Genomic DNA, 21,737 nt, shown 5'->3' with positions numbered 1-21,737 from the left:
CACAGACGCCCGTCCGGTCGCGTGCGTAGCGATCCCCCCGCAGTGGACCGACAAATCGCAAACAAGACAGCCGGAGCGTCGGTCAGTCGGTGAGTCAGACCCACCCGGGGGAACCACTACCTCCATCATCACTGTCAGTCGACGACGGTGCGCAGCAAGGCGTCGTGGTCACGGCCACCGTAGTGGACGCCGAGGATCATCACTGTTTCGGGCGTCACCGCGAATGCAATGACGACGCGGCGACGGAACCCAATCGTTCGCAGCCCTGGTCGCAGATCATCTCTTGCGAGGCCGACCAGCGGGAAGTCTGCGAGGCCGTCACAGTAGTCGACGACTGCGGAGACGAATCCCTCCGCCCGCTCAGGGAAGCCCGACTGCTCAGCAATCCAGAGGTAGAGGTCGGTGAGCTGCTGTCCAGCGCGGCGCGAGTAGACAACCGAGCGGGTCACGAGCCGCTTTCAGCAAGCCGCTGCCGGTGCGCTTCGGCAAGCTGCGCGCGCATGTCCTCGGAGCCGATCGCCCGAGACGGGTCGGCACGCAACTCGTCGTACGACGCCGTGACCTCGTTGCGCAGCCATGTCTCGACCGCTTCCTCACGAGCAAACAGGGCCCGCAGGCCGTCGCGGACGACCTCGCTCTCGCTCGCATACGCACCGGAGGCGACGCGCTCTTTCAGGGCGTCGGCCATGTCGTTGGGGAGTGTGATGCTGAGCTGCTTCGTCGTGCGCACGACAGACCTCACTTTCGATAGGACTCAATCCTATCGACCTGGGTATACCAGTCTCACATCGGCGGACACGTCCTGTAGCGAGGTGGCCCGGACGAGCTGCGGCTTGGCCTTCGTTGCGCCGTCGGCCGGGCCGCGCGAGCCGGTCCCGATCTTCCCGGTGCCACCGGAGAGTGCTCGGCCATGGCGGTCGCCGTCCACCTGCCACGGGCGGGCTCGAGTGGCGGTCAGTCCCGACGCGTAGGGTTGGACGTCCTACCTCTACCGGTCAGCAAGTCAGACGTGAGTGATTTCCGTGTGCGGCATCGTCGCCCTCCACCGTCCGACCACGGCCGCCGGGACGGAGGCGGATGAGACGACGGCACGGCGGACGCTCGAACGGATCGCGCACCTCGGTCCTGACGGACAGGGCTTCCGAACCATCGGCACGACCGTGCTCGCGCACGCGAGGCTCTCGATCGTCGACCTCGCCGGTGGTGACCAGCCGATCGGTTCCGACGCCGGGTCCTGGATCGTGGCCAATGGAGAGATCTGCAATCACACGGACGTCCGCGCGGGCCTCGACCATCCCTTCCGCACCGACTCGGACAGCGAGGCGGCTCTCGCCCTCGTCGAGCGCCTCGGCGTCGAGGGGATCCCCGCGCTCATGGCGCGCGTGGCCGATCCCTCGCACGGGCCCGTCCGCTCCTTCGCCGCCGGAATCGCCGGCAGCAGCGACCTCCTCGCCGCCCGCCGGGTGGCCGAACACCTGGGTCTGGCGCACACCGAGATCGTGGACACCGCGGACGACGCCGTGGAGGCACTGCCCCAGGTGGTGAAGAGCATCGAGTCCTACGAGCCGTCGCTCGTGCGGAGTGCGGTGCCGAACTATGCCCCGGCACGGGAAGCGGCGAGATCCGTGAAGGTCGTGCTGACGGGAGAGGGCGCCGACGAGCTGTTCGCGGGGTACGACCACTACCCGTCGGTTCCGAGCGACGAGCTGCAGGACGTTCTCGACGAGAGCCTGGACGGGCTGCACCACCTCAATCTGCAGCGGTGCGACCGGGTCACGATGGCTCACAGCCTCGAGGCGCGGGTTCCCTTCCTCGACCTGGACCTGGTGGCCCTCGCGCGGCAGATCCCGATCGAGTGGCGCCTGCCCGGGGAACTCGGTCAGGAGAAGGCGCTGCTCCGGTCGGCCTTCGACGGATGGCCGCCGGGCGACCTGCTCTGGTGGGTGAAGGAGCAGTTCGGCGACGGCAGCGGGATGGCGGACGCGACGCACGCCCGGATCGAGACGCTCGCCGCGTCCCGGGATGCCGGGTCGACTGGGCTGCCGGGTCGCCGTGGGAGGACGAGCGGATCGGCACCCTGCCGGCGCCGCGCAGCCGCGAGGAGCTCGTCTACCAACGGGTGTTCGCCGCGGCCCTGCCGGGCGCCGACCCGGACGTCCTCGGCCGGTTCGCCACCGCCTGAGGCAGGCGCCCGCGGTCCCCGGGGAACTCATGACGCATGAAGAAGGGTCGGCCCCACGGGAGCCACCTCGGTCCGGACGCACGAAGGCCCCCTCCCGATCGGGAGGGGGCCTTCGTCGTTGGTGCGCGAGGGGGGACTTGAACCCCCACGCCCTTTCGAGCACTGGCACCTGAAGCCAGCGCGTCTGCCAATTCCGCCACTCGCGCCAGTGACTCTCCGGGACAGCCGTGACCGGCCGACCGAAGAACAGCAGGTCTCAGCATAGCCCAGGCCGGTGGAGATCGTCCAAACGCCGTCCTCCGTACGTCGGGACGCGCCGGGCGCGGGCCCCGGTTCGCCCAGCATGCGCCAGTACTATCGGCAGTGACGATCTGTACACTGCTGCGAGTCGTGCCCGGGCCCGGGTGCGACGACGCCCGCACCCCGCCGACAGGAGGACCGCCCATGGGACGGCTCGACGACGTCGAACGACGCCTCGAGAAGATCGTCCGCGGCGTGTTCTCCCGCGGCGGTGGCCGCCAGGTCGAACCGGTCGAGATCGCCAGCGCGCTTCGCCGCGAGATGGACCACAAGTCGATCGTCCTGACCGAGGGCCGGACCATCACGCCCAACGTCTTCGACGCCCGGCTCTCGGACGCCGACTTCGAGAAGGCCCAGGAGTGGGGCACCGCCCTGGCCGAAGAGCTGTGCGAGGTCGCCATCAAGCACGCCAGGAGTCAGGGGTACGCCCTGCTCGGGCCCGTCCGGTTCTCCTTCCTGCACGACCCGGTACTGCGCACGGGAGTGTTCGAGATCGACTCGAAGACGGAGAAGCAGCAGGACCGGCAGCGGACCGCACGTAGCGGCGGTCCCAGGACCGCCCCACGCGGTGGATCGGTGACCGGTGGCCCCTGGCGGAAGGAAGCCGAGGAGAAGCGGCCCGTGCTGGAGATCCACGGTCAGCGCTACGCCCTCAACGCCCCGACTATCGTGCTGGGCCGCTCCTCGGAGGCGGACATCCTCGTCGACGACACCGGCGTCTCCCGCAAACACCTGCAGATCCATACCCAGGACGGTCTGAGCGAGGCCGTGGACCTGGGGTCGACCAACGGCAGCTACGTCAACGGGCAGAAGATCAACGGCAGCGTCCCGCTGACGGACGGCTCGGTGATCTCCATGGGTCGGACGAAGATCACGTTCCGGCTGATCCCTGCGTCGAAGAGTGACCGCTGACATGGGCGAACTGACCGCAACCGTCCTCCGGTTCGCCTTCCTCGCGCTGCTGTGGGTGCTGATCTTCTCCGTGCTCGTCGCCATGCGTCGTGACCTCGCGGTCGGTCGGAAGGCCCGGACCGGTGCCGCCGGACGTGGCGGTGCCGGTGCGTCCGGGCCCGAGGCGCCGGCCGCACCGCCACGTCAGCAGGCCCGTCGGCTCGTCGTCGTGGAAGGGCCCCAGGAGGGCACCGTGATCGACCTCGGCGCCGGTCCGATCATGATGGGCCGCGCCCAGGAGTCCACCCTCGTCCTCGACGACGACTACGCCTCGGGCCGCCACGCGCGTCTCTTCCCGCAGGGCAGCCGCTGGTTCCTCGAGGACCTCGGCTCCACCAACGGCACGTTCGTGAAGGAACAGCAGCTGACGCGCGCGGTGCCGATCGAGCCCGGAACCCCCATTCGGATCGGTAAGACGGTCATCGAATTGAGGTCGTGATGGCGCGGGTGCTGCGCTATGCGGCGCGGTCCGACGTCGGCAAGGTCCGGGCGAAGAACGACGACTCCGCCTACGCGGGTCAGTTCCTCGCCGTGGTCGCCGACGGCATGGGCGGCCACGTGGGCGGGGACGTCGCCTCCGCCTCGACCGTGCTGGACCTCGTTCATCTGGACCATCACAAGCACGACGACGACGCCGAGACCGTCCTCGCCGACGAGATCCAGACCGCGAACTCCCTGCTCAACGAACTCGTCGACGCCAACCCGCGGCTGGCCGGCATGGGCACCACGGTCACGGCCCTGCTGTTGACCGGCGAGACCCTGCGCTTCGCGCACATCGGGGACTCCCGGGCGTACCGGCTGCGCGACGGCGTCTTCGAGCAGATGAGCATCGACCACACCTTCGTGCAACGACTCATCGACGAGGGTCGGCTCCGGCCCCAGGACGCCGAGTACCACCCGCACAAGAACGTCCTGATGCGGGTGCTCGGTGACGTGGACGCCAGCCCGGAACTGGACCTGCACGAGTTCGACACCCGCGTCGGGGACCGGTGGCTGCTCTGTTCGGACGGGTTGACCGCGGTGGTGCCGAGCAGCATGCTGAGTGACATCGTCCGCGGTGGCGGCCGGTTGCAGGACATCGTCGACACGCTGGTCGAGTTGACCCTCAGCGGCGGCGCCCCGGACAACGTCACGGTCGTCATGGTGGAGATCGTCGACGGCGACGCGGCCGACACCCGGACGTCCCGGTTGGCGGTGCTGCCGCCCGAGATTCTGCGCGCCACACCGCGCGGCGGTCGTCGACGCCGCGGCGAGACTGCCGGCGCGGACGGGGCACCGACACCTCTCGCTCCCGCCGCGCGGGTCGGCGATGCTGCTGGGGAACGGACCGACGAGGAAGAAACCGACGAAGAGCGTCACGGCGAGGAACGGGCCGAGAAGAGGCGGACCGACGCCGAGGGAGCAGCCCAGCAGCGGACCGAGCCGATCGTCACGAGCGAGACGGGCGCCAACGGGGAGCGCCCCGAGGAGGCCGTCAGTGCGGCTGCACTGCGCGAGGAGCTCGCCAGCCACCCGCACGTGCTGGTCGGCGCAGCGGCGCTGGCCACCGAGACGGGCCGCCTGCCCACCGTCGCCAAGCGCAGTGCTGATCGACGCGCGGCGGCCCTGCTGCGCCACCGTGACCAGGGTGGCGGGCGCGGGGAGCAGCCCGAACCGACCGGCCACCGTCCCCGGCGGCTCCTCTACGCCGCCGTCGCCGTGATCTGCCTGCTGGCGGTGGCCGCGGCCGCCGGGTGGGGTTACGCCTGGACCCAGACCCGGTACTACGTCGGCGAGGCCAACGGCGAGGTCGCCATCTACAACGGTGTCTCGCAGACGCTGGGACCGATCCGGCTCTCCCACGTCGAGTCCCGCAGCGGCATCCCGGTCAGCACCCTGCCGGAGTACTCGCAGGAGCGGGTGCGCATGACGGTGCCCGCGGACAGCGTGGACCGGGCGCGGCAGATCATCGCCGACCTGCGCCTCCCGGGCCCGGACAACCCACTGCCCACTCCGAGCTGCACCCCGGTCCCGTCCGCGAGCGCCGGTGCATCCGGGTCGGCGCCGCCGTCCGGCCGCATCCCGTCGGCCAGTGCGACGCCCTCCGGTGCGTCGCCCGGTGCCTCGCCCAGTACGAAGCCGAGCGCGTCGTCCTCCGGTGGGCCGACGCGCGGTCCGTCCCCGCGGTCCAGCGCGGACGCCCGCGCCACCGGCAGCGCCACCAGCGTCCCGTCCCCGTCCGTGACCCCTTGTGGAGGGCAGCGCTGATGTCCCAGCTCTACACCGCGCCGCGGTCGCGCCGGAACACCGAGCTGGTGTTGCTGGTGCTGGCCCTGGCGATCGCCATCGGCGCCGACACGCTCGTTTCCCTCAACCTCAACCAGCCGCTCGGCTCCGCGTTCCTGACCCGGAGCATCGTGTTCGCGGCCCTGCCGCTGGCCCTGCACGTGGTGCTGCGGCTCCGCGCGAAGTATGCCGACCCGGTCATGCTTCCCGTCGTCACCGCGCTCAACGGTGTCGGGCTTGCCATGATCCACCGGCTCGACCTCGCGAACCGGGACGACGCCGCCAGCCGGCAGCTGGTCTGGATGGCCGTCGCCGTCGTCGCGGCCGGTGCGGTCCTGTGGGTGCTGCGCGATCACCGGGTGCTGCGCCGCTACACGTACATCTCCCTCGTGGTCTCGGCGGTCCTGCTCGTGCTGCCCCTGGTGCCCGGCCTCGGCCAGGAGATCAACGGGGCCCGGGTGTGGATCACGGTCGGTCTCGGCTCCTTCCAACCCGGTGAGATCGCCAAGATCACCCTCGCCGTCTTCTTCGCCGGCTACCTCTCGACCAACCGGGACCTGATCCTGCTGGCGGGCAAGAAGATCGGACCACTGCAGTTCCCCCGCGCGCGGGACCTGGCCCCCATGCTGGTGGCCTGGCTGATCGGCCTGGGCATCCTCGTGATGCAACGGGACATCGGCATGTCCGTCATGTTCTTCACCCTTTTCATGGTGATGATCTACGTCGCCACCAGCCGGGCCAGCTGGATCCTCATCGGCCTGGCCATGGTGGTGGTCGGCGGCGTGTTCGCCTACCAGACAATGGGCCACGTCCAGGCCCGGGTCGACGGTTGGCGCAACGCCTTCGACCCCGAGGTGTTCAACGCCGCCGGCGGCAGCTGGCAGATCGTCCAGGGCCTGTTCGGGCTGGCCAACGGCGGCCTGTTCGGCACCGGCCTCGGTCTCGGCCGCCCGGACCTGGTCACCTACGCCAACTCGGACATGATCGTCGCCGCGTTCGGCGAGGAGATCGGCCTGATCGGTGTGGTCGCGCTGGTGCTGATGTACGTCATCCTCGTCTCGCGCGGCATGCGCGCCGCCCTGGGCACCCGGGACGCGTTCGGCAAGCTGCTCGCCTGCGGCCTGGCCTTCGCACTGGCGGTGCAGTGCTTCGTGATCATGGGCGGCGTCACCCGGCTCATCCCGCTGACCGGGCTGACCACCCCGTTCCTGTCGGCCGGCGGTTCGTCCCTGCTGGCCAACTGGATCATCGTGGCCCTGCTGCTGCTGATCTCGAACGCCGCCCGCCGGCCGGCGCCGACCGGCCCGCTCCGGGAGAGCGACCTGCCCGCGTCCGGTATCGACGTGATGGAGCCACGGACCACCGCCACGGTCGCCTCGGCGCAAGGCAACCGGTCCGACGGCGCCGGTACCGCCGGCGGCGCGACCGCCGCATCCCCGCACCCCGGTTCCGGGGCCCGCCGAACCCGTCCGGGAGGGAATCCCTCGTGAACCAGGCCATCCGCCACACCTGGGTCGTGGCCGTCGCCCTGCTCGTCCTGATCCTCGGGTCGCTGACCTACGTGCAGTTCTTCGAGTCCGGACGGCTGCAGGCCAACCCGTGGAACAGCCGGAACCTGCTGCAACAGTTCTCCAGCGACCGCGGCCCGATCCTCGTCGACGGCCAGCAGATCGCCTACTCGCAGCCCAGTAACGACCAGTACGACTACCAGCGGGTCTACCGGGACCCGCAGCTGTACGCACCGCTGACCGGCTTCTACTCGCTGCTGAACATGACCGGACTGGAGCAGGAGCTCAATCCGCTGCTGAACGGCAGTTCCGACCAGCTCTTCTACGACCGGATCACCCAGGTCCTGTCCGGCAACCAGCCGCGCGGTGCGTCGGTGGAGCTGACCATCGACCCGCAACTGCAGAAGCTGGCGTACGACGCGCTGGGGAACCAGAAGGGTTCGATCGTCGCCCTGAACCCGAAGACCGGCGAGATCCTGGCCATGGTGTCCAAGCCGAGCTACGACCCGAACGCGATCGCCACCCACGACACCGCGCGCGCCAAGCAGGCGTACGAGTCCCTCGCGCAGAACCCGAACAACCCGCTGTTCAATCGCGCGATCGGCGGCAACCTGTACGCGCCGGGATCGGTGTTCAAGCTCATCGACACCGCCGCGGCCCTGGAATCGGGCAAGTACGACCCGAACAGCGTGCTGGACAACCCCGCCGAACTGAAGCTGCCCGGCACCAATGCAACACTGCCGAACTACCGGTTCGGCGGATGCGGCGCCCGCACCAAGGTGGACTTCTCCTTCGCCCTCGAGCAGTCCTGCAACACCCCGTTCGCCTCGATCGCCATGGACCTGGGTCAGGATGCGATCGCCGACGAGGCGAAGAAGTTCGGGTTCGGTGAACAGCTGAGCATCCCGCTGTCGGTGACGCCGTCGATCTTCCCCAAGAACCTCAACGACGCCCAGCTGGCGCAGAGCGCCATCGGCCAGTTCGACGTCCGCGCCACCCCGTTGCAGATCGCGATGATGTCGGCCGCGATCGCCAACAACGGTGTGCAGATGAAGCCGAACCTGATCAAGGTGGTGCGTGCGCCGGACCTGACCCCGGTCAGCACCTTCAAACCCGAGCAGTTGCGCACCTCGACCAGCCAGCAGACCGCGAACCAGATCCGCGACTGGATGGTCAACGTGGTGGACAAGGGCATCGCGGGCGCGGCCGCCGTGCCAGGTGTGAAGGTCGCGGGCAAGACCGGCACCGCGGAACTGTCCGCCCAGGGCCTGAACAACGCGTGGTTCACCGGCTTCGCGCCGGCCGACAACCCGCAGATCGCGGTGGCGATCGTCGTGGAGAATGTTGATGTGGCCACGGGGGTAGCGATGACCAGTCCGACGGCGAAGCGGCTCTTTGAGGCGGTGTTGAACAAGTGAGGCCCACCGGAGGCATCACCCTGGGCGATCGGTACGACCTGACCGATCGGATCGCCATCGGCGGTATGGGCGAGGTGTGGAAGGCCCGGGACAAGGTGCTCGGGCGCATCGTCGCCATCAAGATCCTCAAGGAGGAGTACACCGGCGACCCCGGTTTCCTCGAGCGGTTCCGGGCCGAGGCCCGGCACACCGCGCTACTGAACCATCCGGGCGTCGCCAACGTCTTCGACTACGGCGAGGAGGAGGGCTCCGCCTACTTGGTCATGGAGTTCGTGCCCGGCCAGCCGCTCTCCACGATCATCGAGCGGGAGCGGGTGCTCTCCCCCGACCGGGCGCTGACCATCGTCGGACAGTCCGCCCGTGCGCTCTCCGCCGCTCACGCCAAGGGCCTGGTGCACCGGGACGTCAAACCGGGCAACCTGATGATCACCCCGGACAACCGGGTCAAGGTCACCGACTTCGGTATCGCCCGGCTCGCGGACCAGGTGCCGCTGACGGCCACCGGCCAGGTGATGGGCACGGCCCAGTACCTCTCCCCCGAGCAGGCGACCGGGCAGACCGCCACCGGCTCGTCGGACATCTACTCCCTCGGCGTGATCGGGTACGAGCTGGTCTCCGGGCACCGGCCCTTCACCGGCGAATCCCAGATCGCCATCGCCCTGGCCCAGGTCAACGACGACCCGCCACCGCTGGACGCATCGATCCCGGCACCGGTGCGGGCGTTGCTGATGTCCATGCTGTCCAAGGACCCGAAACAGCGGCCCGCCAGTGCCAGCGCCCTGGCCGCCGCTGTCGACGCGATCCGCGCCGGCAAGTACGACGACGCGTTGCGGGCGGTTCCCACCCTGGCCGCCTTCGGCTTGGGCGGCGGCGCCGCGACGGGCCGCACCGAGGCGATCCGGCGTCCGGCGACCTCACGCACGACCGCCGTCAGCACCGGCTCGAGTACCGCCCCCCACACGGCGTCATTGCCCGTCGCCGGGGCCGCCGCAGCGGGGGCCGCCGGGGCGTCGGCGTCCCGGTCCGCCGACGGGGACGCCGGTGGCGCGGATCGGCGGTGGGAGGACCAGCAGGACGCCGCCCGGAACCGGCGCCGTTCGCGTAGCCCGTGGACGTGGCCGCTGGTCGCCCTGATCGTCCTGCTGCTGTTGATCCTGGTCGCCACGCTCGCGGGCAACGGGCTGTTCGGAGGCGCGCGCACGCCTGCCCCGGCCACGACGGTCACCGTCCCCTCCAACGGATCGTCGAGCAGCAGCCCGCCCAGCACCCCGTCCTCGACCGCCGCCAGCAGCCCGACCCCGAGCACGACCAGCAGCACGCCGAACACGGTCGACGTGCGTGCGGCCGCCTACGAGGGCCGCCCGTTCCGGGACGTGCGCGCCGAGTTGGAGACACTCGGCCTGCAGGTGCGGGAGAACCCGCAACCGTCCGACACCGTCGCAGCGAACACCGTCACGGGACTCGACCCGACCGGGCCACTGCTCGTCGGCTCGACCATCACGGTGACCTACTCGACCGGCCCGGCGCAGGTCACCGTGCCGGGTGACCTGGTCGGCAAGACCCGCGCCCAGGCCCAGGCGGCGCTCCAGGCGCTCGGACTGGCCTACCGCGAGGAGATCGTGGCCGGGGACCAGCCGGCTGGTACCGTCGTGCAGGTCCCGGAGTCGGGCCGCGCGGTCGATCCCGGCTCCTCGGTCACCGTGCGGGTCTCCCGCGGGCCGACCGCGACGCCGTCCGCTCCGCCGCCGCCCTCGCCGTCGCCGTCGCCGTCGCCGAGCACCTCCTCGCCGAGCGCCACCGCGCCGTCGTCGAGCCCGTCGACCGGCCCGTCGTCACCGTCCGCGAACGGGAACGGGTCCCCCGGCCGCGGGAAGGGCAAGGGCAACGGCAACGCCGGCGCGGTGGACGGTACCACGCCCGGCTCCGCGCCCACCGTGGTCGCCACCGCACCGTCGTCGGCCCTGGCGCCGAGGGCTCAGTCCGCCGGTAACGGGCGCCGCTGAGACCCGCGGCCCCAGCCCGCACCTCGACGGGGGCAGTGAGAGAAATCGATTGAAGGGAACACCAGATCCGTGAGCGAAGCACGGCTGCTCAGCGACCGCTACCGGGTCGACGGGCTGATCGGACGCGGCGGCATGGCCGACGTCCACGCCGGGCACGACACCCGCCTCGGACGGCCGGTCGCGATCAAGCTGCTCCGGTCCGATCTGGCTCGTGACCCGAGTTTCCAGTCGCGATTCCGCCGTGAAGCCCAGGCGGTCGCCGCCCTGAACCATCCGAACATCGTCGGCATCTTCGACACCGGCGAGGAACGGCTCGTCGACGCCGCCGGTCGCACGGTCTCGGCGCCGTTCATCGTGATGGAGTACGTCACCGGGCACACCGTCCGCCAGCTGATCACCGACCAGCGGCTGACCATCGACATCGCGCTGCGCCACGCCGACGGTGTCCTGGCCGCGCTGCAGTACAGTCACGACGTCGGCATCGTGCATCGGGACATCAAGCCGGCCAACGTGATGGTCACGGACGAGGGCACCGTCAAGGTGATGGACTTCGGTATCGCGCGCGCACTGGAGGATACCTCGGCGACCCTCACCCAGACCCAGGCCGTCCTCGGCACCGCCGCCTACCTCTCGCCCGAGCAGGCCCGGGGAGAGCGGGTGGATGCGCGCAGCGACCTGTACTCGGCCGCCTGCCTGGTCTACGAGATGCTCACCGGCCGGCCCCCGTTCCAGGGTGACTCCGCCGTCTCCGTCGCCTACCAGCACGTCCGCGAACTGCCCCCCGCGGCCAGCACCGTCAACCCCGACGTCTCGCCCGCCCTCGACGCCGTGCTCGGACGCGCCCTGCAGAAGGACCGACGGGATCGCTTCCAGGACGCCGGCGCGTTCCGGGAGGCACTGCGCGCGACTGCCGGCCACGATCTCGGAGCCGGTGCCGGCTCCGGGAGCCACGCCGACTCCTTCGCGACCGAACTGCTGCCGCGCGGCACCCGCCGGCTCGCCGCGGCACCGACAGCCGGCCCGAACGAGGCACCGGCGACGGCAGCCCTGCCCCGGACGGCGGTACCCACCCCCGGCGCAACCGCCACCCCCGAGCCGCTGGTGTTCGGTGTCGGCACGAACGACGACGTGCACCCGGAGACCCGGGCTCGCCGTCGGGCGTGGCTGATCACCGGCATCGTCGCGCTCGTCCTCGTGCTCGGCGCCGTCGCCGTCTACTTCACCAACATCCTCGCCGCCCGGCCCGCGCCGCCGACCACGGTCGCCGTGCCCGCGGTGGCCAACCTGAGCCAGGCCGACGCGTCCACCGCTCTGGCCAACGCCGACCTGCGCATCCGGCCGGAGCGAGCGAACAGCACGACCGTCAAGGACGGCTATGCCATCCGCACCGAGCCCGGGACCGGCGCCCGGGTGAATCCGGGCACCCCGGTGGTACTCGTCATCTCCAGCGGGCCGGCGAGCGTCGCCTTGCCCGAGAACCTCGCCGGCCGCTCGGCGGACCAGGTCAGGGACCAACTGCGCCAGCTCGGCCTCGACCCGGTGCAGACCGTCTTCAAGAACAGTGCGACGGTCAGCGGCGGGGCCCTGATCGATACGGTGCCGTCCCTCGGCAAGAAGGTACCCGCGGGGAGCAGGGTCGACCTCGTGGTCTCCACCGGTAAGGTCACCATGCCCCAACTGGTGGGACTGACCGAGGCGCAGGCGCGTGAGCAGCTCGCCGCTGCGGACGTCGCACTCCCGGTGACGGTGAAGGCCGCGGACAACAGCGTCGTCAAGCCCGGCACCGTCACCGGTCAGTCCGCGCCGGCCAACGGCAACGTCGATCAGGGGTCGACCGTCACGATCACGGTGGCCCGCGCCCCGGCACAGCCGACGCCGTCGCCGTCACCCAGTGCCAGCGGCCCGGGTTCCGGTCCCAGCCCGACGTCCAGTCCGAGCCCCAGCCCGACGGCGAGCAGCCCCAGCCCCAGCCCGACGTCCAGTCCGCGCCCCAGTCCGACGGCGAGCAGTCCCAGCAGTCCCCGCCGCTAGACCTCCGATTGCCGCCTTACTCGTCGATTGTCGCGTTGATCGTGGCGAAGGACGAGTCTGGTGGCAATGCGTCGTCGTGCGCCGATCGGCTCACGGGGTGATCAGGGGGCTCAGTCCCGCGGCGCGTTCGGCGGCACCTGCCAGGCCGATCGACTCCAGCCAGGTCCCGAGCATCTGGTAGCCGCCTTCGGTGAGGACCGACTCCGGATGGAACTGCACGCCCCACAGAGGGGCCGTGCGGTGCGCCAGCCCCATGACGATGCCGCTCGGCGTGGTCGCCGTGACCTCGAGGACGTCGGGCACGGTCGCGGCGTCCGCCGCCAGGGAGTGATACCGGGTGGCGGTCAGCGGGCTGGGCAGGCCGGCGAAGACCGTCGCGCCGTCGTGGTCCACCTGCGACGTCTTGCCGTGCATCAACTCGGTGGCGTGGCCGACCGTGCCGCCGTAGGCCTCCGCGAGGGCCTGATGGCCCAGGCACACCCCGAGCATCGGCTTGCCGTGATCCCCACACCAGCGGATCAGGTCCACGCAGAATCCCGCGTCCGCCGGCGTACCCGGTCCGGGCGAGACCAGCACGCCGTCTCGCTCCTCCGCCATCCGGGTCGCCTCGGCGAGGTCGACGTCGTCGTTGCGGACGACCACGGTCTGGGCACCCAGCTGCTGCAGATAGCCCACGAGCGTGTAGACGAAACTGTCGTAATTGTCGATGACGAGGATGCGGGTGCTCATCGGCGTGGTTCCTTCGCGAGGTGATGGCGCGGCCACGCGGCCGCCCGACCAGACAAGCACGCCCCGCCGATCCACGCCAGCCGGCGTCGCGCTCCACCCGGCCAGCGGGCCAGGTTGGCTAGACTGGTCAGTTGAGCGAGTGCAGCGGGATCAGCGCGGCGGACCGAGGGGGTCCGCGCGAGCGACGGCGGTAAGAACCACCCGAGGAGGAGATGTGGCCGAGTCCGAAGCAAGCCGGAGCGGCGACCCGGCGCGCCGCGCCGCGGCGGAGCAGGTCCGCGAACGGAAGCGTGAGCGCGCCGCGCGCGCCGAGGCTCGCCGGAGCGGCCCGAACCCCACCTGGTACAAGGTGCTGATGGTGACCCTGATGGTGCTCGGCCTGCTGTGGGTGATCGTCTTCTACGCCACGCTCGGCCAGTGGCCGATACCAACGATCGGTGGCTGGAACATCGTGGTCGGGTTCGGCATCGCCATGGTGGGGTTCCTCATGACGACCCGCTGGCGCGGCTGAAGCCGGTCGGCCGACCAGGAGTACTCGAGACCACGGCTAACGTGGGGCCATCGCCGCACGGCCACGGCCGGACAGAGGAGGGCACGTGAGTCATCCCGAGCAGGAGCCCACGATCGACCAGCGTGCGGGGGCGGTGATTCCCGCGCCCGCGGTTCCGCCCGTCGTCACCGAGCGTCAGCGCGGCACCACCACCGTGTCCGAGACCGCGATCGCCCGAGTCATCGGGGTCGCCGTCCGCCAGGTTCCCGGGGTACACGCCCTGGGCAGCAGCGCCGCGCGGACCTTCGGTCAGCTCCGTGAGGCCGTGGGTCAGGCCGACCATGCCCAGGGCATCTCCGTGGAGACCGGTGAGCGACAGGTCGCGGTCACCGTCACCCTGGTAGCCGGCTACCCGTGGCCGCTGCAGGACATCGCCCGGAACGTCCGTGCTGCGGTCTACGATGCTGTCGAAGGGCTGATCGGCAAGGACGTCGCCGAGGTGAATGTGACCATCACGGACGTCGACGTCCCCGCGCTCGACCGCACACCGGCCGGGCCAGCCCACTCCGAGCCGAAGGAGCGACGCCTCTCATGAGTCCGACCGTGACCGGCCTTGCCGTCGGTGCCACCCTGGCCATCGTCGTCCTCGCGTGGGGATTCTGGGGTTTCCTGCTCACCGCGGTGTTCATGCTCGTCGGCGCCGTCGCCGGCCGGGTCGCGGAGGGCCGCCTGGACCTGCGCGCCGTCGCCGACTCCCTGCGCGGCAAGCGCTCCTCCTCATGACCGACGCAGGGACGGTGACCGATGACCGGGCGGCCGTCGGGGTACCGCCCGGTCACACGCGGGTCACCCAGCAGGCCATCTCCCGGGTGGTGACGATCGTTGCCGCAGAGGAGTTCGGCGTGCCGGTCTCCACGGTGCGCACCCGACTGCTGGACGACGGCGGTCGCCTGCATCTGCAGGTCGCCCTGCCCGTATCGGCACCCCCGCTGCTGTCCCTGGCCCGCGAGCACACGACGTCGAGTCGCGACCGGAGCACGCTGATGCAGCGCGCCGAGGCTGCCCGCAGTGTCATCGCCCGGCGGTCGTGCGAACTCACCGGTGCGGTCGTCGGCCGCGTCGACGTCGACCTCACTGGTATCCACCGGCCACCGCAGGGACGGCCGCGGTGACGGCGGATCGCCGCACCCGGCGATTGCTGCGCCGTGAGACGCATTCATCCCGCAGCCTCCCGTCCATCGTCACGGCCACTCTGGTTCTGGTGGTGCTGCTGTGGCTGTTCCTGGAGACGGTGCTCTCCGTGGCGGGGGCTCCCCCGATCCTCGCCTCCCCGGTGATGATCGGTCCGTGGTTGGTGGATCTGCCGCGGCAGGCGCCCGGGGCGGTGCTGGTCGTCGTCGGCCTGCTCATCGCCTTGCTGGGACTGCTGGTCCTTGCCCTCGCCGTCCTGCCCGGGAACCGGCCCCGTTACGCCGTCGCGGACGAGCGCAGCGCGATCATCGTCGACTACGAGGTGGTCGCCTCGGCGGCGTCCCGGGTCGCCCGGACCGCTGCGGCCGTCTCCGTGGATCAGGTGCACACCTGGGCGTCCCGCAGGTCCATCGAGGTGCAGGTGCATCCCACCTCCGGGCTCCCTGTCGACGACGAAGCGGTGCGCCGAGCGGTCGTGGGCGAACTCGACGCCGCCGGCCTGGAGCCGATGCCCGCGGTGGCCGTGACGGTCGCCACGCGCGGGGCGGTGGGGGTGTGAGAAGCACCCCGCGCGGTCTCAACCGGGTTCTGCTCGCGCTCGTCGGACTCGTGCTGCTCGCGGTCGGTGCGCTGGTCACGGTCGCCGGGTTCAGCGCCGCCGTGTCGCGGGGCTGGCTGATCGTCGGTGAGCAGCTCTGGGACGGCCTGACCGGCCTGGTGCGGTCGACACCGACGCCGGGCGGCGACGTCAGTTGGATCTCCGTCGCCGTGCTCGTCGTGCTCATCGCGGCGGTGATCCTGATGCTGGTCTGGATCTTCTCCCAAGGGGGAGGGCGGACAAATCAGGTGGCGATCGCCTTTCACGACGGCGACCTGCCCGGCCACACACGGATCCGCACCTCCTTGGTCGCGGACGCCGTCGAGCAGGCCCTCGAACACGAGGACCAGGTGCTCTCCGCGCAGGTCAGTACCTGGAAGGCGGGGCGGGCGGACGGGCTGAACCTCCGGTTGCAGGTGCGCAAGGGCGCCCGATTGGGCGACACCCTGGGCACCGCGCGCGACCTCGTCACCGGACTCGACCTGCTCACCGGCACCCGGGAGCCGGTGCTGATCCGGATCAGCAGTGGGGCGCGGGCACGGCTCTCCCGCACCGAGCGGGTGCAGTGACGCTCGGGGCGATCCCGCGGCGCGCTCTGGCTGGCCCGGGACGCGGCGCCGTCAGGTCCAGACGCCGGACGCGCCGCGTCGATGGCTGCTGATCAGGTGGGTGTCCACCATGCCGACCGCCTCCATCAGCGCGAACATCGTCGTCGGCCCCACGAAGCGGAAGCCGCGCGCCCGCAGTGCGGTGGAGAGCGACCGCGACTCGGCCGAGCTGGTGGGGATCTCGGCAAGCGTTCGCGGCCGGGGGGTGGCCTCGGGCTGGAAGGACCAGATCAGAGGCGCGAGACCGCCGTCCGCACGCAGCGCCACCGTGGCCCGCGCGTTGCCGATGGTGGCCAGGATCTTCGCGCGGTTGCGCACGATGCCCGGATCGGCCAGTAGCCGGTCGACCTCGGACGCACCGAAGGCCGCGACGGCGTCGGGCTCGAAGTCGGCGAACGCCGCCCGGAAGGCCGGCCGCTTCCGCAGGATGGTGGCCCAGGACAGCCCGGACTGGAAGGCCTCCAGACTCAACCGTTCGAACAGGCCGCGCTCGTCCCGCACCGGCATGCCCCATTCGCTGTCGTAGTACTCCTGCAGGAGTGCGTCGACAGCGGCCCAGCGCGGACGTGCCAGGCCGTCGGAGCCGATCACGACGTCCGTCATCGGTTCAGACACCCGGCGCTCCGCGCTCCGGTGCACCGCGGGTGTCGTCCTCCGGTGCGGTGAGCCGGGATACCAGAGGGGCCAGGGCGGCAGCGCCGCCGGCCCGGGAATCATGCCCCACCGGCGGAGCCGCAAGGGCGTGGTACTCGGCCCCGAACAGCCGGGCGAGCTCCGCCGCGGCTCCCGCGGGGACCCGGGTGCGACCGGGAGCGCTCGCGACGATCCGCCGGGTCACCCGGGCGCGCAAGGCGGCCAGGGCGGGCGTCAGCACGGGCTGTGCGCCCGTGGTGGCACGGTTGGCAGCGAAAGCCCGGTCGAAGTACAGCAGCAGACCGCCCAACCGCCAGTCGTCGGCGCGGGACTCGAGATGTTCCAGGACCGTGGCGCAGCCACTGTTGAAGGCGATCACATAGGTGGCCTCGTCCATGTCGTCCAGCAACTCACGGAGCCGACGCCGGCGGGCCAGTAGATCGTCGACGATATCCGGTGCCACTCGTTCCACCTCGGGCCGCGAACCGGGAGAGCGGACGGCGGCCAGCAGCGTCGGCAGCCACGCGGCCTCCGTCTCACGCGCGTCACCGGCCAGGATCACCAGTCGGCCGGCCGGCCACGTCACTGCGTGCGTCGGGGTCATGCGCTCATCGTAGGCCCCCCGGCCCCACGCCGGGGACGTGTCCGTTCAGTGATCCACGGTGGCGAGCCGGTTTCGGCATCGCGCCGGAGGGTGGCGAGTCCGACCCGTGCGGCGCCTCCGCCTGCACGGCCGAACGCGGCACCGATACCCTTCCGACGCCGCTTGCGCCACCGCGACGCGCCGTCTGTAAGGCGATTCACAGCGCGGGGCCGGGGACGTGCCCGATCCGCGCCATAGCGCGGATCCGGGACCGCGACGAGTCGGGAGGTCGGCCCTCGGATCACAGAAAGATAACGAAGGGTCTTGATCGATAACGAATTGATCGTCTAGTCTCGGGAACAGCCCCGCTAGGCGGGGAACCCCCGAGGCTGCACCCGTTCTTGTTGCAGCCCAACATGCACGGCCCCTCTTCTTCACCGGACATCGCCATGAGGCGGGGCACTTTCCACGACCTCGAACAGTCGGGGCGGGCGATGGCGCAACGACAGCCGGGGACGGCTGGAGCGCAGGTGACCTCCAGGAGCATTGTTGTGAAGAACTCCACCACTCTCAACCGGAATTTCCGTCGCGGTGCCGCCGTTCTCGCCCTCACCGGCGCCGGCGTGGCCGTGACCGGCACGCAGGCCAACGCCGCGAGCGAAGCCACGTGGGATCGCGTCGCCGCGTGCGAGTCCGGCGGCAACTGGGCCATCAACACCGGCAACGGGTTCTCCGGCGGCCTGCAGTTCGTCCAGTCCACCTGGACCGGCTTCGGCGGCAAGGGCAGCCCGGCCAACGCCACGAAGGCCGAGCAGATCGCCGTGGCCGAGCGTGTCCTCGCGGGCCAGGGCTGGGGCGCCTGGCCGGTGTGCTCCGTCAAGGCCGGCGCCACCGGTGCCCCTGCCAACCCGACCCCGGTTCAGCAGGCGCCCGTCCAGCAGGCCCCGAAGGTCCAGGTCCAGGCCGCCCCCGTGCAGCAGGCCCCGGTCCGCCAGGCGCCGGTGCAGCAGGCCCCCGTGCAGCAGGCGCCCGTGCAGCAGGCCCCGGTGCAGCAGGCCCCCGTGCAGGCCGCCCCGGTCCAGCAGGCCCCGGTGCACCAGGCGCCCGCGCTCAGCGGCAAGACCTACACCGTCCAGGCCGGTGACACCCTGAGCCAGATCGCCCAGAAGCTGGGCGTCAAGGGTGGCTGGCAGGCTCTCGCCGACGCCAACCTGGGCACCGTCAGCAACCCGAACCTGATCTTCGTGGGCCAGAGCCTGAACCTGCCTGCCTGATCACCCGGCATTCCCGTCCTCGACGGGACCCGTCGGCCGAAGCGCCGCACTCCTTCCCGGAGTGCGGCGCTTCGCCGTTCCCGGATCGTCCCGCCCTCGCGGGTGCCGCCGTGCCCGTGAGGCCGGCGGGCGAGGGATCGTGCTGCATGACGGCTCCTTGCCGACGGTGGCGGTCCCGGGTGGGACGGCGCTCGGTGTGGTCGGTGTGCTCAGGCCGTGACGCGGGCGAGCAGGGCGTCGAAGAACTTCTCGCAAGCGGCGATCTGATCGAGTTCGATCCACTCGTCGGCGGTGTGCGCCTGGGCGATGTCGCCGGGCCCGCACACGATGGTGCCGATGCCGATGCCGGTGAACTGGCCCGCCTCGGTGCCGTACGTGACCTTCTCCTCGCTCGGCAGGCCGCCGAGGTCGGCGCCGAGGCCGAGGACGGCGCTGCCCGGCGGGGTGCGCAGGCCCGGCACCTGGCCGATCACCTCGACGGCGACCCCGGCCCGCGGGTCCTCGGCCCGCATCCGGGCGTCGATCTCGGCCAGGGCGGCGCGCACCCGCGACGTCACCTCGGCGGCGTCGACGGCGGCGACACTGCGGAACTCGAACTCGAGCACGCACCGGTCCGGCACCGTGTTCGACGCGATGCCGCCGTGGACGAGGTTCACCCCGCCGGTGCTGAACGGCACGACGTAGCCGGGATCGAACGGCCCGTTCTCCCGCCAGCCGTCGACCATCTCCGCGAACGCCACGGCGAACCGGGAGGCGTGGTGGATGGCGTTGACGCCGTCGGGCGTGAGTGAGGAGTGGGCGGCGACCCCGGTGAACGTCGCCCGGAACACGTTGACGGACTTGTGCTCGGCGATCACCCGCATGCTGGTGGGTTCCCCGACGATGCAGAACTCGGGCCGGATGCCGCGCCGCTCGAGTTCGGCGACCAGCCGGCCGCCGCCCACGCAGCCGATCTCCTCGTCGTAGCTCAGGGCCAGATGCACCGGAGTGGAGAGGTCGGCCTCCGCCAGACGCGGCAGCAGGGTCAGCGCGGCCCCGATGTAGCTCTTCATGTCCGCGGCGCCACGACCGTACAATCGTCCGTCGCGGATCTGTGCGCTGAAGGGGTCGGAGAACCAGTCCTGACCGTCCACCGGCACGACGTCGGTGTGCCCGGAGATCACGATGCCACCGTCGGTGCTGCCGTCGGCGGCCGGGAAGGTGGCGAACAGATTGGCCTTGGCGCCGTCCTCGTTCGGCACGAGGAGGGGCTCGACACCGAGCCGGCGCACCTCGGCGGCCACCAGGTCGATCAGCTCGAGGTTGGAGTTGCGACTGGTGGTGTCGACCGCGATCAGCCGCCGGGTCCAGTCGAGCGAAGCCAGGTCCTGTTCGGTCGTCGTCGAGCTCATCGCATCCGTCCTCTCGCGTGGTCCGACCCGGATATTCCGGTGGGTCTGTGGTCCGGCCACGAGTCTACGCAGCCGGAAGGTCGCGTCCGGGATCTGCGAGACTGCCGGTATGAGTGTGGTCGGGACGGCGTTCTGGGTGACGGGCTGTGGCCACGGTGAGTTGCGTCAGCAGCCGCTGCCGGAGCCGGACCCCGACGAGGTGCTGGTACGTACCCGGCACACGGGGATCAGCCGCGGCACCGAGAGCACCGTGTTCGCAGGTCGCGTGCCGCCCGCCGTCGCCGACCAGATGCGCGCTCCGCACCAGGAGGGTGACTTCGGCGGCCCGGTCAAATACGGCTACCTGAACGTGGGCGTCGTCGAGCGCGGCGCCGCCGGGTTGGTCGGCCGCACCGTTTTCAGTCTCGCTCCGCACCAGGACCTGCTCGTGCTGCCCACCGCGGACGTGCACGTGGTGCCCGACGGTGTGCCGGCCCGGCGGGCGGTGCTGGCGGGCACGATCGAGACCGCGGTGAACGGCGTGTGGGAGGCCGGTCCCCGGCTCGGTGACCGGGTGGCCGTCGTCGGCGGCGGCATGATCGGCGGCGCCGTCGCGGCCCTGCTGGCCGACTTCCCCCTGGGGCGGCTGCAGCTGATCGATCCCGATCCGGGACGACGGGGCCTCGCCGACGCCTTCGGGCTCGACCTCCTCGCCCCGGCCTCCGCCGCCGGGGACTGCGACGTCGTCATCCACGCGTCCGGCACCGAGGAGGGGCTGGCCACCGCCCTGGATCTGGCCGGGAACGATGCCGAGGTGATCGAGATGTCCTGGTTCGGCACCCGCTCTCCCCGGGTGCCGCTCGGGGCGGCGTTCCACGCGCGTCGGCTGCAGGTCCGAGCCAGCCAGGTGGGCGAGGTGGCCCTGGCCCGGCGGGCTCGCCGCAGTCGCGACGACAGGCTCGACCTCGCACTGCGGCTGCTGACCGACGACCGGTTCGACGTCTTCCTCACCGGCAGCAGCCCGTTCGCCGACCTGCCGACGACGATGGCGCGGGTCACCGGCCCCGGCTCGACCGAGATGTGCCACGTCGTCGACTACCCCGTCCCCCACAACACCGTCCCCGACCAGCCGCGGTCCGAGCCGCGGGTCGGACCGAGAACGAGGAGTTGACCGTGTACCGCCTGACCGTCCGTGACCACGTGATGATCGCCCACTCGCTGCCGGACCCGGCCTTCGGTCCCGCGCAGGGCCTGCACGGGGCGACGTTCGTCGTCGAGGCCACGTTCCACCGGGTCGAACTGAACGAGCACGCGATCGTGCTCGACATCGGCGTGGCGACGGCGGCGCTGGCCGCGGTGCTCGCGGATCTGGCGTACCGCAACCTGGACGAGCACCCGGATCTCGCCGGGCAGTTGACCACGACGGAGCGCCTCGCCCGGTTCGTCGCGGACCGCCTCGCCGGGCACCTGGCGGACGAGATGCCCGGACACGGGGTGACCGAGCTGGACGTCGTGCTGCGGGAGCACCCGGACGCCTGGGCCGGGTACACCCGGTCGCTGGCCTGAGTACCGGGATGGAGAGCCGAGGATCGAGCCCGACGGA

At 71.1% G+C, this 21,737-nt stretch carries 23 protein-coding genes and 1 tRNA gene; 17 read left to right on the top strand and 7 right to left on the bottom strand.

What is annotated here, in order from left to right; genetic code table 11:
* Positions 1–134: 134 nt before the first annotated feature.
* Together BKD30_RS13580 and BKD30_RS13575 are read right to left on the bottom strand one after the other, a co-directional pair.
* Positions 135–449 (bottom strand): type II toxin-antitoxin system RelE/ParE family toxin, encoded by a 315-nt coding sequence (locus BKD30_RS13580; protein ID WP_076705390.1) that lies wholly within the window; start codon positions 447–449, stop codon positions 135–137.
* A complete protein-coding gene (locus tag BKD30_RS13575; protein ID WP_076705388.1) occupies positions 446–730 on the bottom strand; it encodes a ribbon-helix-helix domain-containing protein in 285 nt (94 codons plus the stop codon). The genes BKD30_RS13580 and BKD30_RS13575 overlap by 4 nt, the downstream gene beginning before the upstream one ends.
* A gap of 283 nt (positions 731–1,013) precedes the next feature.
* Between BKD30_RS13575 and BKD30_RS13570 the strand changes: the two genes are divergently transcribed.
* Positions 1,014–2,222, top strand: a complete 1,209-nt coding sequence (locus BKD30_RS13570) for an asparagine synthase-related protein (protein WP_143588201.1) — start codon at positions 1,014–1,016, stop codon at positions 2,220–2,222.
* Between the two features lie 79 nt (positions 2,223–2,301).
* Here the strand turns inward: BKD30_RS13570 and BKD30_RS13565 are convergent.
* Positions 2,302–2,388: transfer RNA gene (locus BKD30_RS13565), tRNA-Leu, on the bottom strand.
* A 238-nt stretch (positions 2,389–2,626) separates the two neighbouring features.
* On the opposite strand from BKD30_RS13565, the gene BKD30_RS13560 reads away from it, so the two are divergent.
* From BKD30_RS13560 to pknB, 7 genes are all read left to right on the top strand, one after another.
* Entirely contained in the window at positions 2,627–3,394 is a 768-nt protein-coding gene (locus tag BKD30_RS13560) for an FhaA domain-containing protein (RefSeq protein WP_076705384.1), read from the top strand.
* A gap of 1 nt (position 3,395) precedes the next feature.
* Positions 3,396–3,872, top strand: a complete 477-nt coding sequence (locus BKD30_RS13555) for an FHA domain-containing protein FhaB/FipA (protein WP_076705382.1) — start codon at positions 3,396–3,398, stop codon at positions 3,870–3,872.
* Entirely contained in the window at positions 3,872–5,680 is a 1,809-nt protein-coding gene (locus tag BKD30_RS13550; protein ID WP_076705380.1) for a PP2C family protein-serine/threonine phosphatase, read from the top strand. Before BKD30_RS13555 ends, BKD30_RS13550 begins: the two co-directional genes overlap by 1 nt.
* The gene (locus tag BKD30_RS13545; RefSeq protein WP_083956514.1) at positions 5,680–7,188 is read left to right on the top strand and encodes an FtsW/RodA/SpoVE family cell cycle protein; all 1,509 of its coding nucleotides are present in this window, start codon (positions 5,680–5,682) and stop codon (positions 7,186–7,188) included. Before BKD30_RS13550 ends, BKD30_RS13545 begins: the two co-directional genes overlap by 1 nt.
* Positions 7,185–8,624: a peptidoglycan D,D-transpeptidase FtsI family protein gene (locus tag BKD30_RS13540; protein WP_076705378.1), complete on the top strand. Its 1,440-nt coding sequence runs from the start codon at positions 7,185–7,187 to the stop codon at positions 8,622–8,624. Before BKD30_RS13545 ends, BKD30_RS13540 begins: the two co-directional genes overlap by 4 nt.
* Entirely contained in the window at positions 8,621–10,627 is a 2,007-nt protein-coding gene (locus BKD30_RS13535; protein WP_076705376.1) for a protein kinase domain-containing protein, read from the top strand. Before BKD30_RS13540 ends, BKD30_RS13535 begins: the two co-directional genes overlap by 4 nt.
* A gap of 69 nt (positions 10,628–10,696) precedes the next feature.
* Entirely contained in the window at positions 10,697–12,658 is a 1,962-nt protein-coding gene (gene pknB / locus BKD30_RS13530) for a Stk1 family PASTA domain-containing Ser/Thr kinase (RefSeq protein WP_143588200.1), read from the top strand.
* Between the two features lie 90 nt (positions 12,659–12,748).
* Here the strand turns inward: pknB and BKD30_RS13525 are convergent, their stop codons facing one another.
* Positions 12,749–13,387 carry an anthranilate synthase component II gene (locus BKD30_RS13525; RefSeq protein ID WP_076705372.1) on the bottom strand — a complete coding sequence of 213 codons (639 nt, stop codon included), beginning with the start codon at positions 13,385–13,387 and terminating at the stop codon, positions 12,749–12,751.
* 214 nt (positions 13,388–13,601) lie between these two features.
* Here BKD30_RS13525 and BKD30_RS16790 point away from each other — a divergent pair, with 214 nt between their 5' ends.
* The 6 genes from BKD30_RS16790 to BKD30_RS13495 all read left to right on the top strand — a co-directional run bounded on the left by BKD30_RS16790 (position 13,602) and on the right by BKD30_RS13495 (position 16,235).
* Positions 13,602–13,898: a cell division protein CrgA gene (locus BKD30_RS16790; protein WP_076705370.1), complete on the top strand. Its 297-nt coding sequence runs from the start codon at positions 13,602–13,604 to the stop codon at positions 13,896–13,898.
* A gap of 85 nt (positions 13,899–13,983) precedes the next feature.
* Positions 13,984–14,472, top strand: a complete 489-nt coding sequence (locus tag BKD30_RS13515; RefSeq protein ID WP_235861706.1) for an Asp23/Gls24 family envelope stress response protein — start codon at positions 13,984–13,986, stop codon at positions 14,470–14,472.
* Positions 14,469–14,660: a DUF2273 domain-containing protein gene (locus tag BKD30_RS13510; protein WP_076705368.1), complete on the top strand. Its 192-nt coding sequence runs from the start codon at positions 14,469–14,471 to the stop codon at positions 14,658–14,660. Before BKD30_RS13515 ends, BKD30_RS13510 begins: the two co-directional genes overlap by 4 nt.
* Entirely contained in the window at positions 14,657–15,049 is a 393-nt protein-coding gene (locus BKD30_RS13505; protein ID WP_076705366.1) for a hypothetical protein, read from the top strand. The genes BKD30_RS13510 and BKD30_RS13505 overlap by 4 nt, the downstream gene beginning before the upstream one ends.
* Positions 15,046–15,627 carry a DUF6286 domain-containing protein gene (locus tag BKD30_RS13500; RefSeq protein WP_076705364.1) on the top strand — a complete coding sequence of 194 codons (582 nt, stop codon included), beginning with the start codon at positions 15,046–15,048 and terminating at the stop codon, positions 15,625–15,627. Before BKD30_RS13505 ends, BKD30_RS13500 begins: the two co-directional genes overlap by 4 nt.
* Positions 15,624–16,235 (top strand): hypothetical protein, encoded by a 612-nt coding sequence (locus BKD30_RS13495; protein WP_076705362.1) that lies wholly within the window; start codon positions 15,624–15,626, stop codon positions 16,233–16,235. Before BKD30_RS13500 ends, BKD30_RS13495 begins: the two co-directional genes overlap by 4 nt.
* Positions 16,236–16,286: 51 nt before the next feature.
* On the opposite strand, the gene BKD30_RS13490 is transcribed toward BKD30_RS13495, so the two are convergent.
* Both BKD30_RS13490 and BKD30_RS13485 read right to left on the bottom strand, forming a co-directional pair.
* Positions 16,287–16,877: a DNA-3-methyladenine glycosylase I gene (locus BKD30_RS13490; RefSeq protein WP_218189309.1), complete on the bottom strand. Its 591-nt coding sequence runs from the start codon at positions 16,875–16,877 to the stop codon at positions 16,287–16,289.
* 4 nt (positions 16,878–16,881) lie between these two features.
* Positions 16,882–17,511, bottom strand: a complete 630-nt coding sequence (locus BKD30_RS13485; RefSeq protein WP_076705359.1) for a hypothetical protein — start codon at positions 17,509–17,511, stop codon at positions 16,882–16,884.
* A gap of 509 nt (positions 17,512–18,020) precedes the next feature.
* On the opposite strand from BKD30_RS13485, the gene BKD30_RS13480 reads away from it, so the two are divergent.
* Positions 18,021–18,764, top strand: a complete 744-nt coding sequence (locus BKD30_RS13480) for a transglycosylase family protein (protein ID WP_235861704.1) — start codon at positions 18,021–18,023, stop codon at positions 18,762–18,764.
* 209 nt (positions 18,765–18,973) lie between these two features.
* On the opposite strand, the gene argE is transcribed toward BKD30_RS13480, so the two are convergent.
* Complete coding sequence (argE, locus tag BKD30_RS13475; protein ID WP_076705357.1) at positions 18,974–20,155, bottom strand: acetylornithine deacetylase; 1,182 nt, start codon at positions 20,153–20,155, stop codon at positions 18,974–18,976.
* A 109-nt stretch (positions 20,156–20,264) separates the two neighbouring features.
* On the opposite strand from argE, the gene BKD30_RS13470 reads away from it, so the two are divergent.
* Positions 20,265–21,305, top strand: a complete 1,041-nt coding sequence (locus BKD30_RS13470) for a zinc-dependent alcohol dehydrogenase (protein ID WP_076705356.1) — start codon at positions 20,265–20,267, stop codon at positions 21,303–21,305.
* A gap of 2 nt (positions 21,306–21,307) precedes the next feature.
* Positions 21,308–21,700 carry a 6-pyruvoyl trahydropterin synthase family protein gene (locus BKD30_RS13465; protein WP_076705354.1) on the top strand — a complete coding sequence of 131 codons (393 nt, stop codon included), beginning with the start codon at positions 21,308–21,310 and terminating at the stop codon, positions 21,698–21,700.
* The last annotated feature ends 37 nt before the right edge of the window (positions 21,701–21,737 follow it).

The organism is Tersicoccus phoenicis (assembly GCF_001968835.1).
Lineage (GTDB): Bacteria > Actinomycetota > Actinomycetes > Actinomycetales > Micrococcaceae > Tersicoccus > Tersicoccus phoenicis.
The sequence above is the reverse complement of the archived record's forward strand: the minus strand, read 5'-3'. Positions and strand labels throughout refer to the sequence as shown.

Bases quoted from the DNA above. Each gene is read 5' to 3' on its own strand.
- BKD30_RS13560 (WP_076705384.1), top strand. From the start codon at position 2,627: ATGGGACGGCTCGACGACGTCGAACGACGCCTCGAGAAGATCGTCCGC.
- BKD30_RS13510 (WP_076705368.1), top strand. From the start codon at position 14,469: ATGAGTCCGACCGTGACCGGCCTTGCCGTCGGTGCCACCCTGGCCATC.
- BKD30_RS13490 (WP_218189309.1), bottom strand. From the start codon at position 16,877: ATGACGGACGTCGTGATCGGCTCCGACGGCCTGGCACGTCCGCGCTGG.
- BKD30_RS13485 (WP_076705359.1), bottom strand. From the start codon at position 17,511: ATGACCCCGACGCACGCAGTGACGTGGCCGGCCGGCCGACTGGTGATC.
- BKD30_RS13545 (WP_083956514.1), top strand. From the start codon at position 5,680: ATGTCCCAGCTCTACACCGCGCCGCGGTCGCGCCGGAACACCGAGCTG.
- BKD30_RS13470 (WP_076705356.1), top strand. From the start codon at position 20,265: ATGAGTGTGGTCGGGACGGCGTTCTGGGTGACGGGCTGTGGCCACGGT.
- BKD30_RS13555 (WP_076705382.1), top strand. From the start codon at position 3,396: ATGGGCGAACTGACCGCAACCGTCCTCCGGTTCGCCTTCCTCGCGCTG.
- BKD30_RS13505 (WP_076705366.1), top strand. From the start codon at position 14,657: ATGACCGACGCAGGGACGGTGACCGATGACCGGGCGGCCGTCGGGGTA.
- BKD30_RS13550 (WP_076705380.1), top strand. From the start codon at position 3,872: ATGGCGCGGGTGCTGCGCTATGCGGCGCGGTCCGACGTCGGCAAGGTC.
- BKD30_RS13525 (WP_076705372.1), bottom strand. From the start codon at position 13,387: ATGAGCACCCGCATCCTCGTCATCGACAATTACGACAGTTTCGTCTAC.
- argE (WP_076705357.1), bottom strand. From the start codon at position 20,155: ATGAGCTCGACGACGACCGAACAGGACCTGGCTTCGCTCGACTGGACC.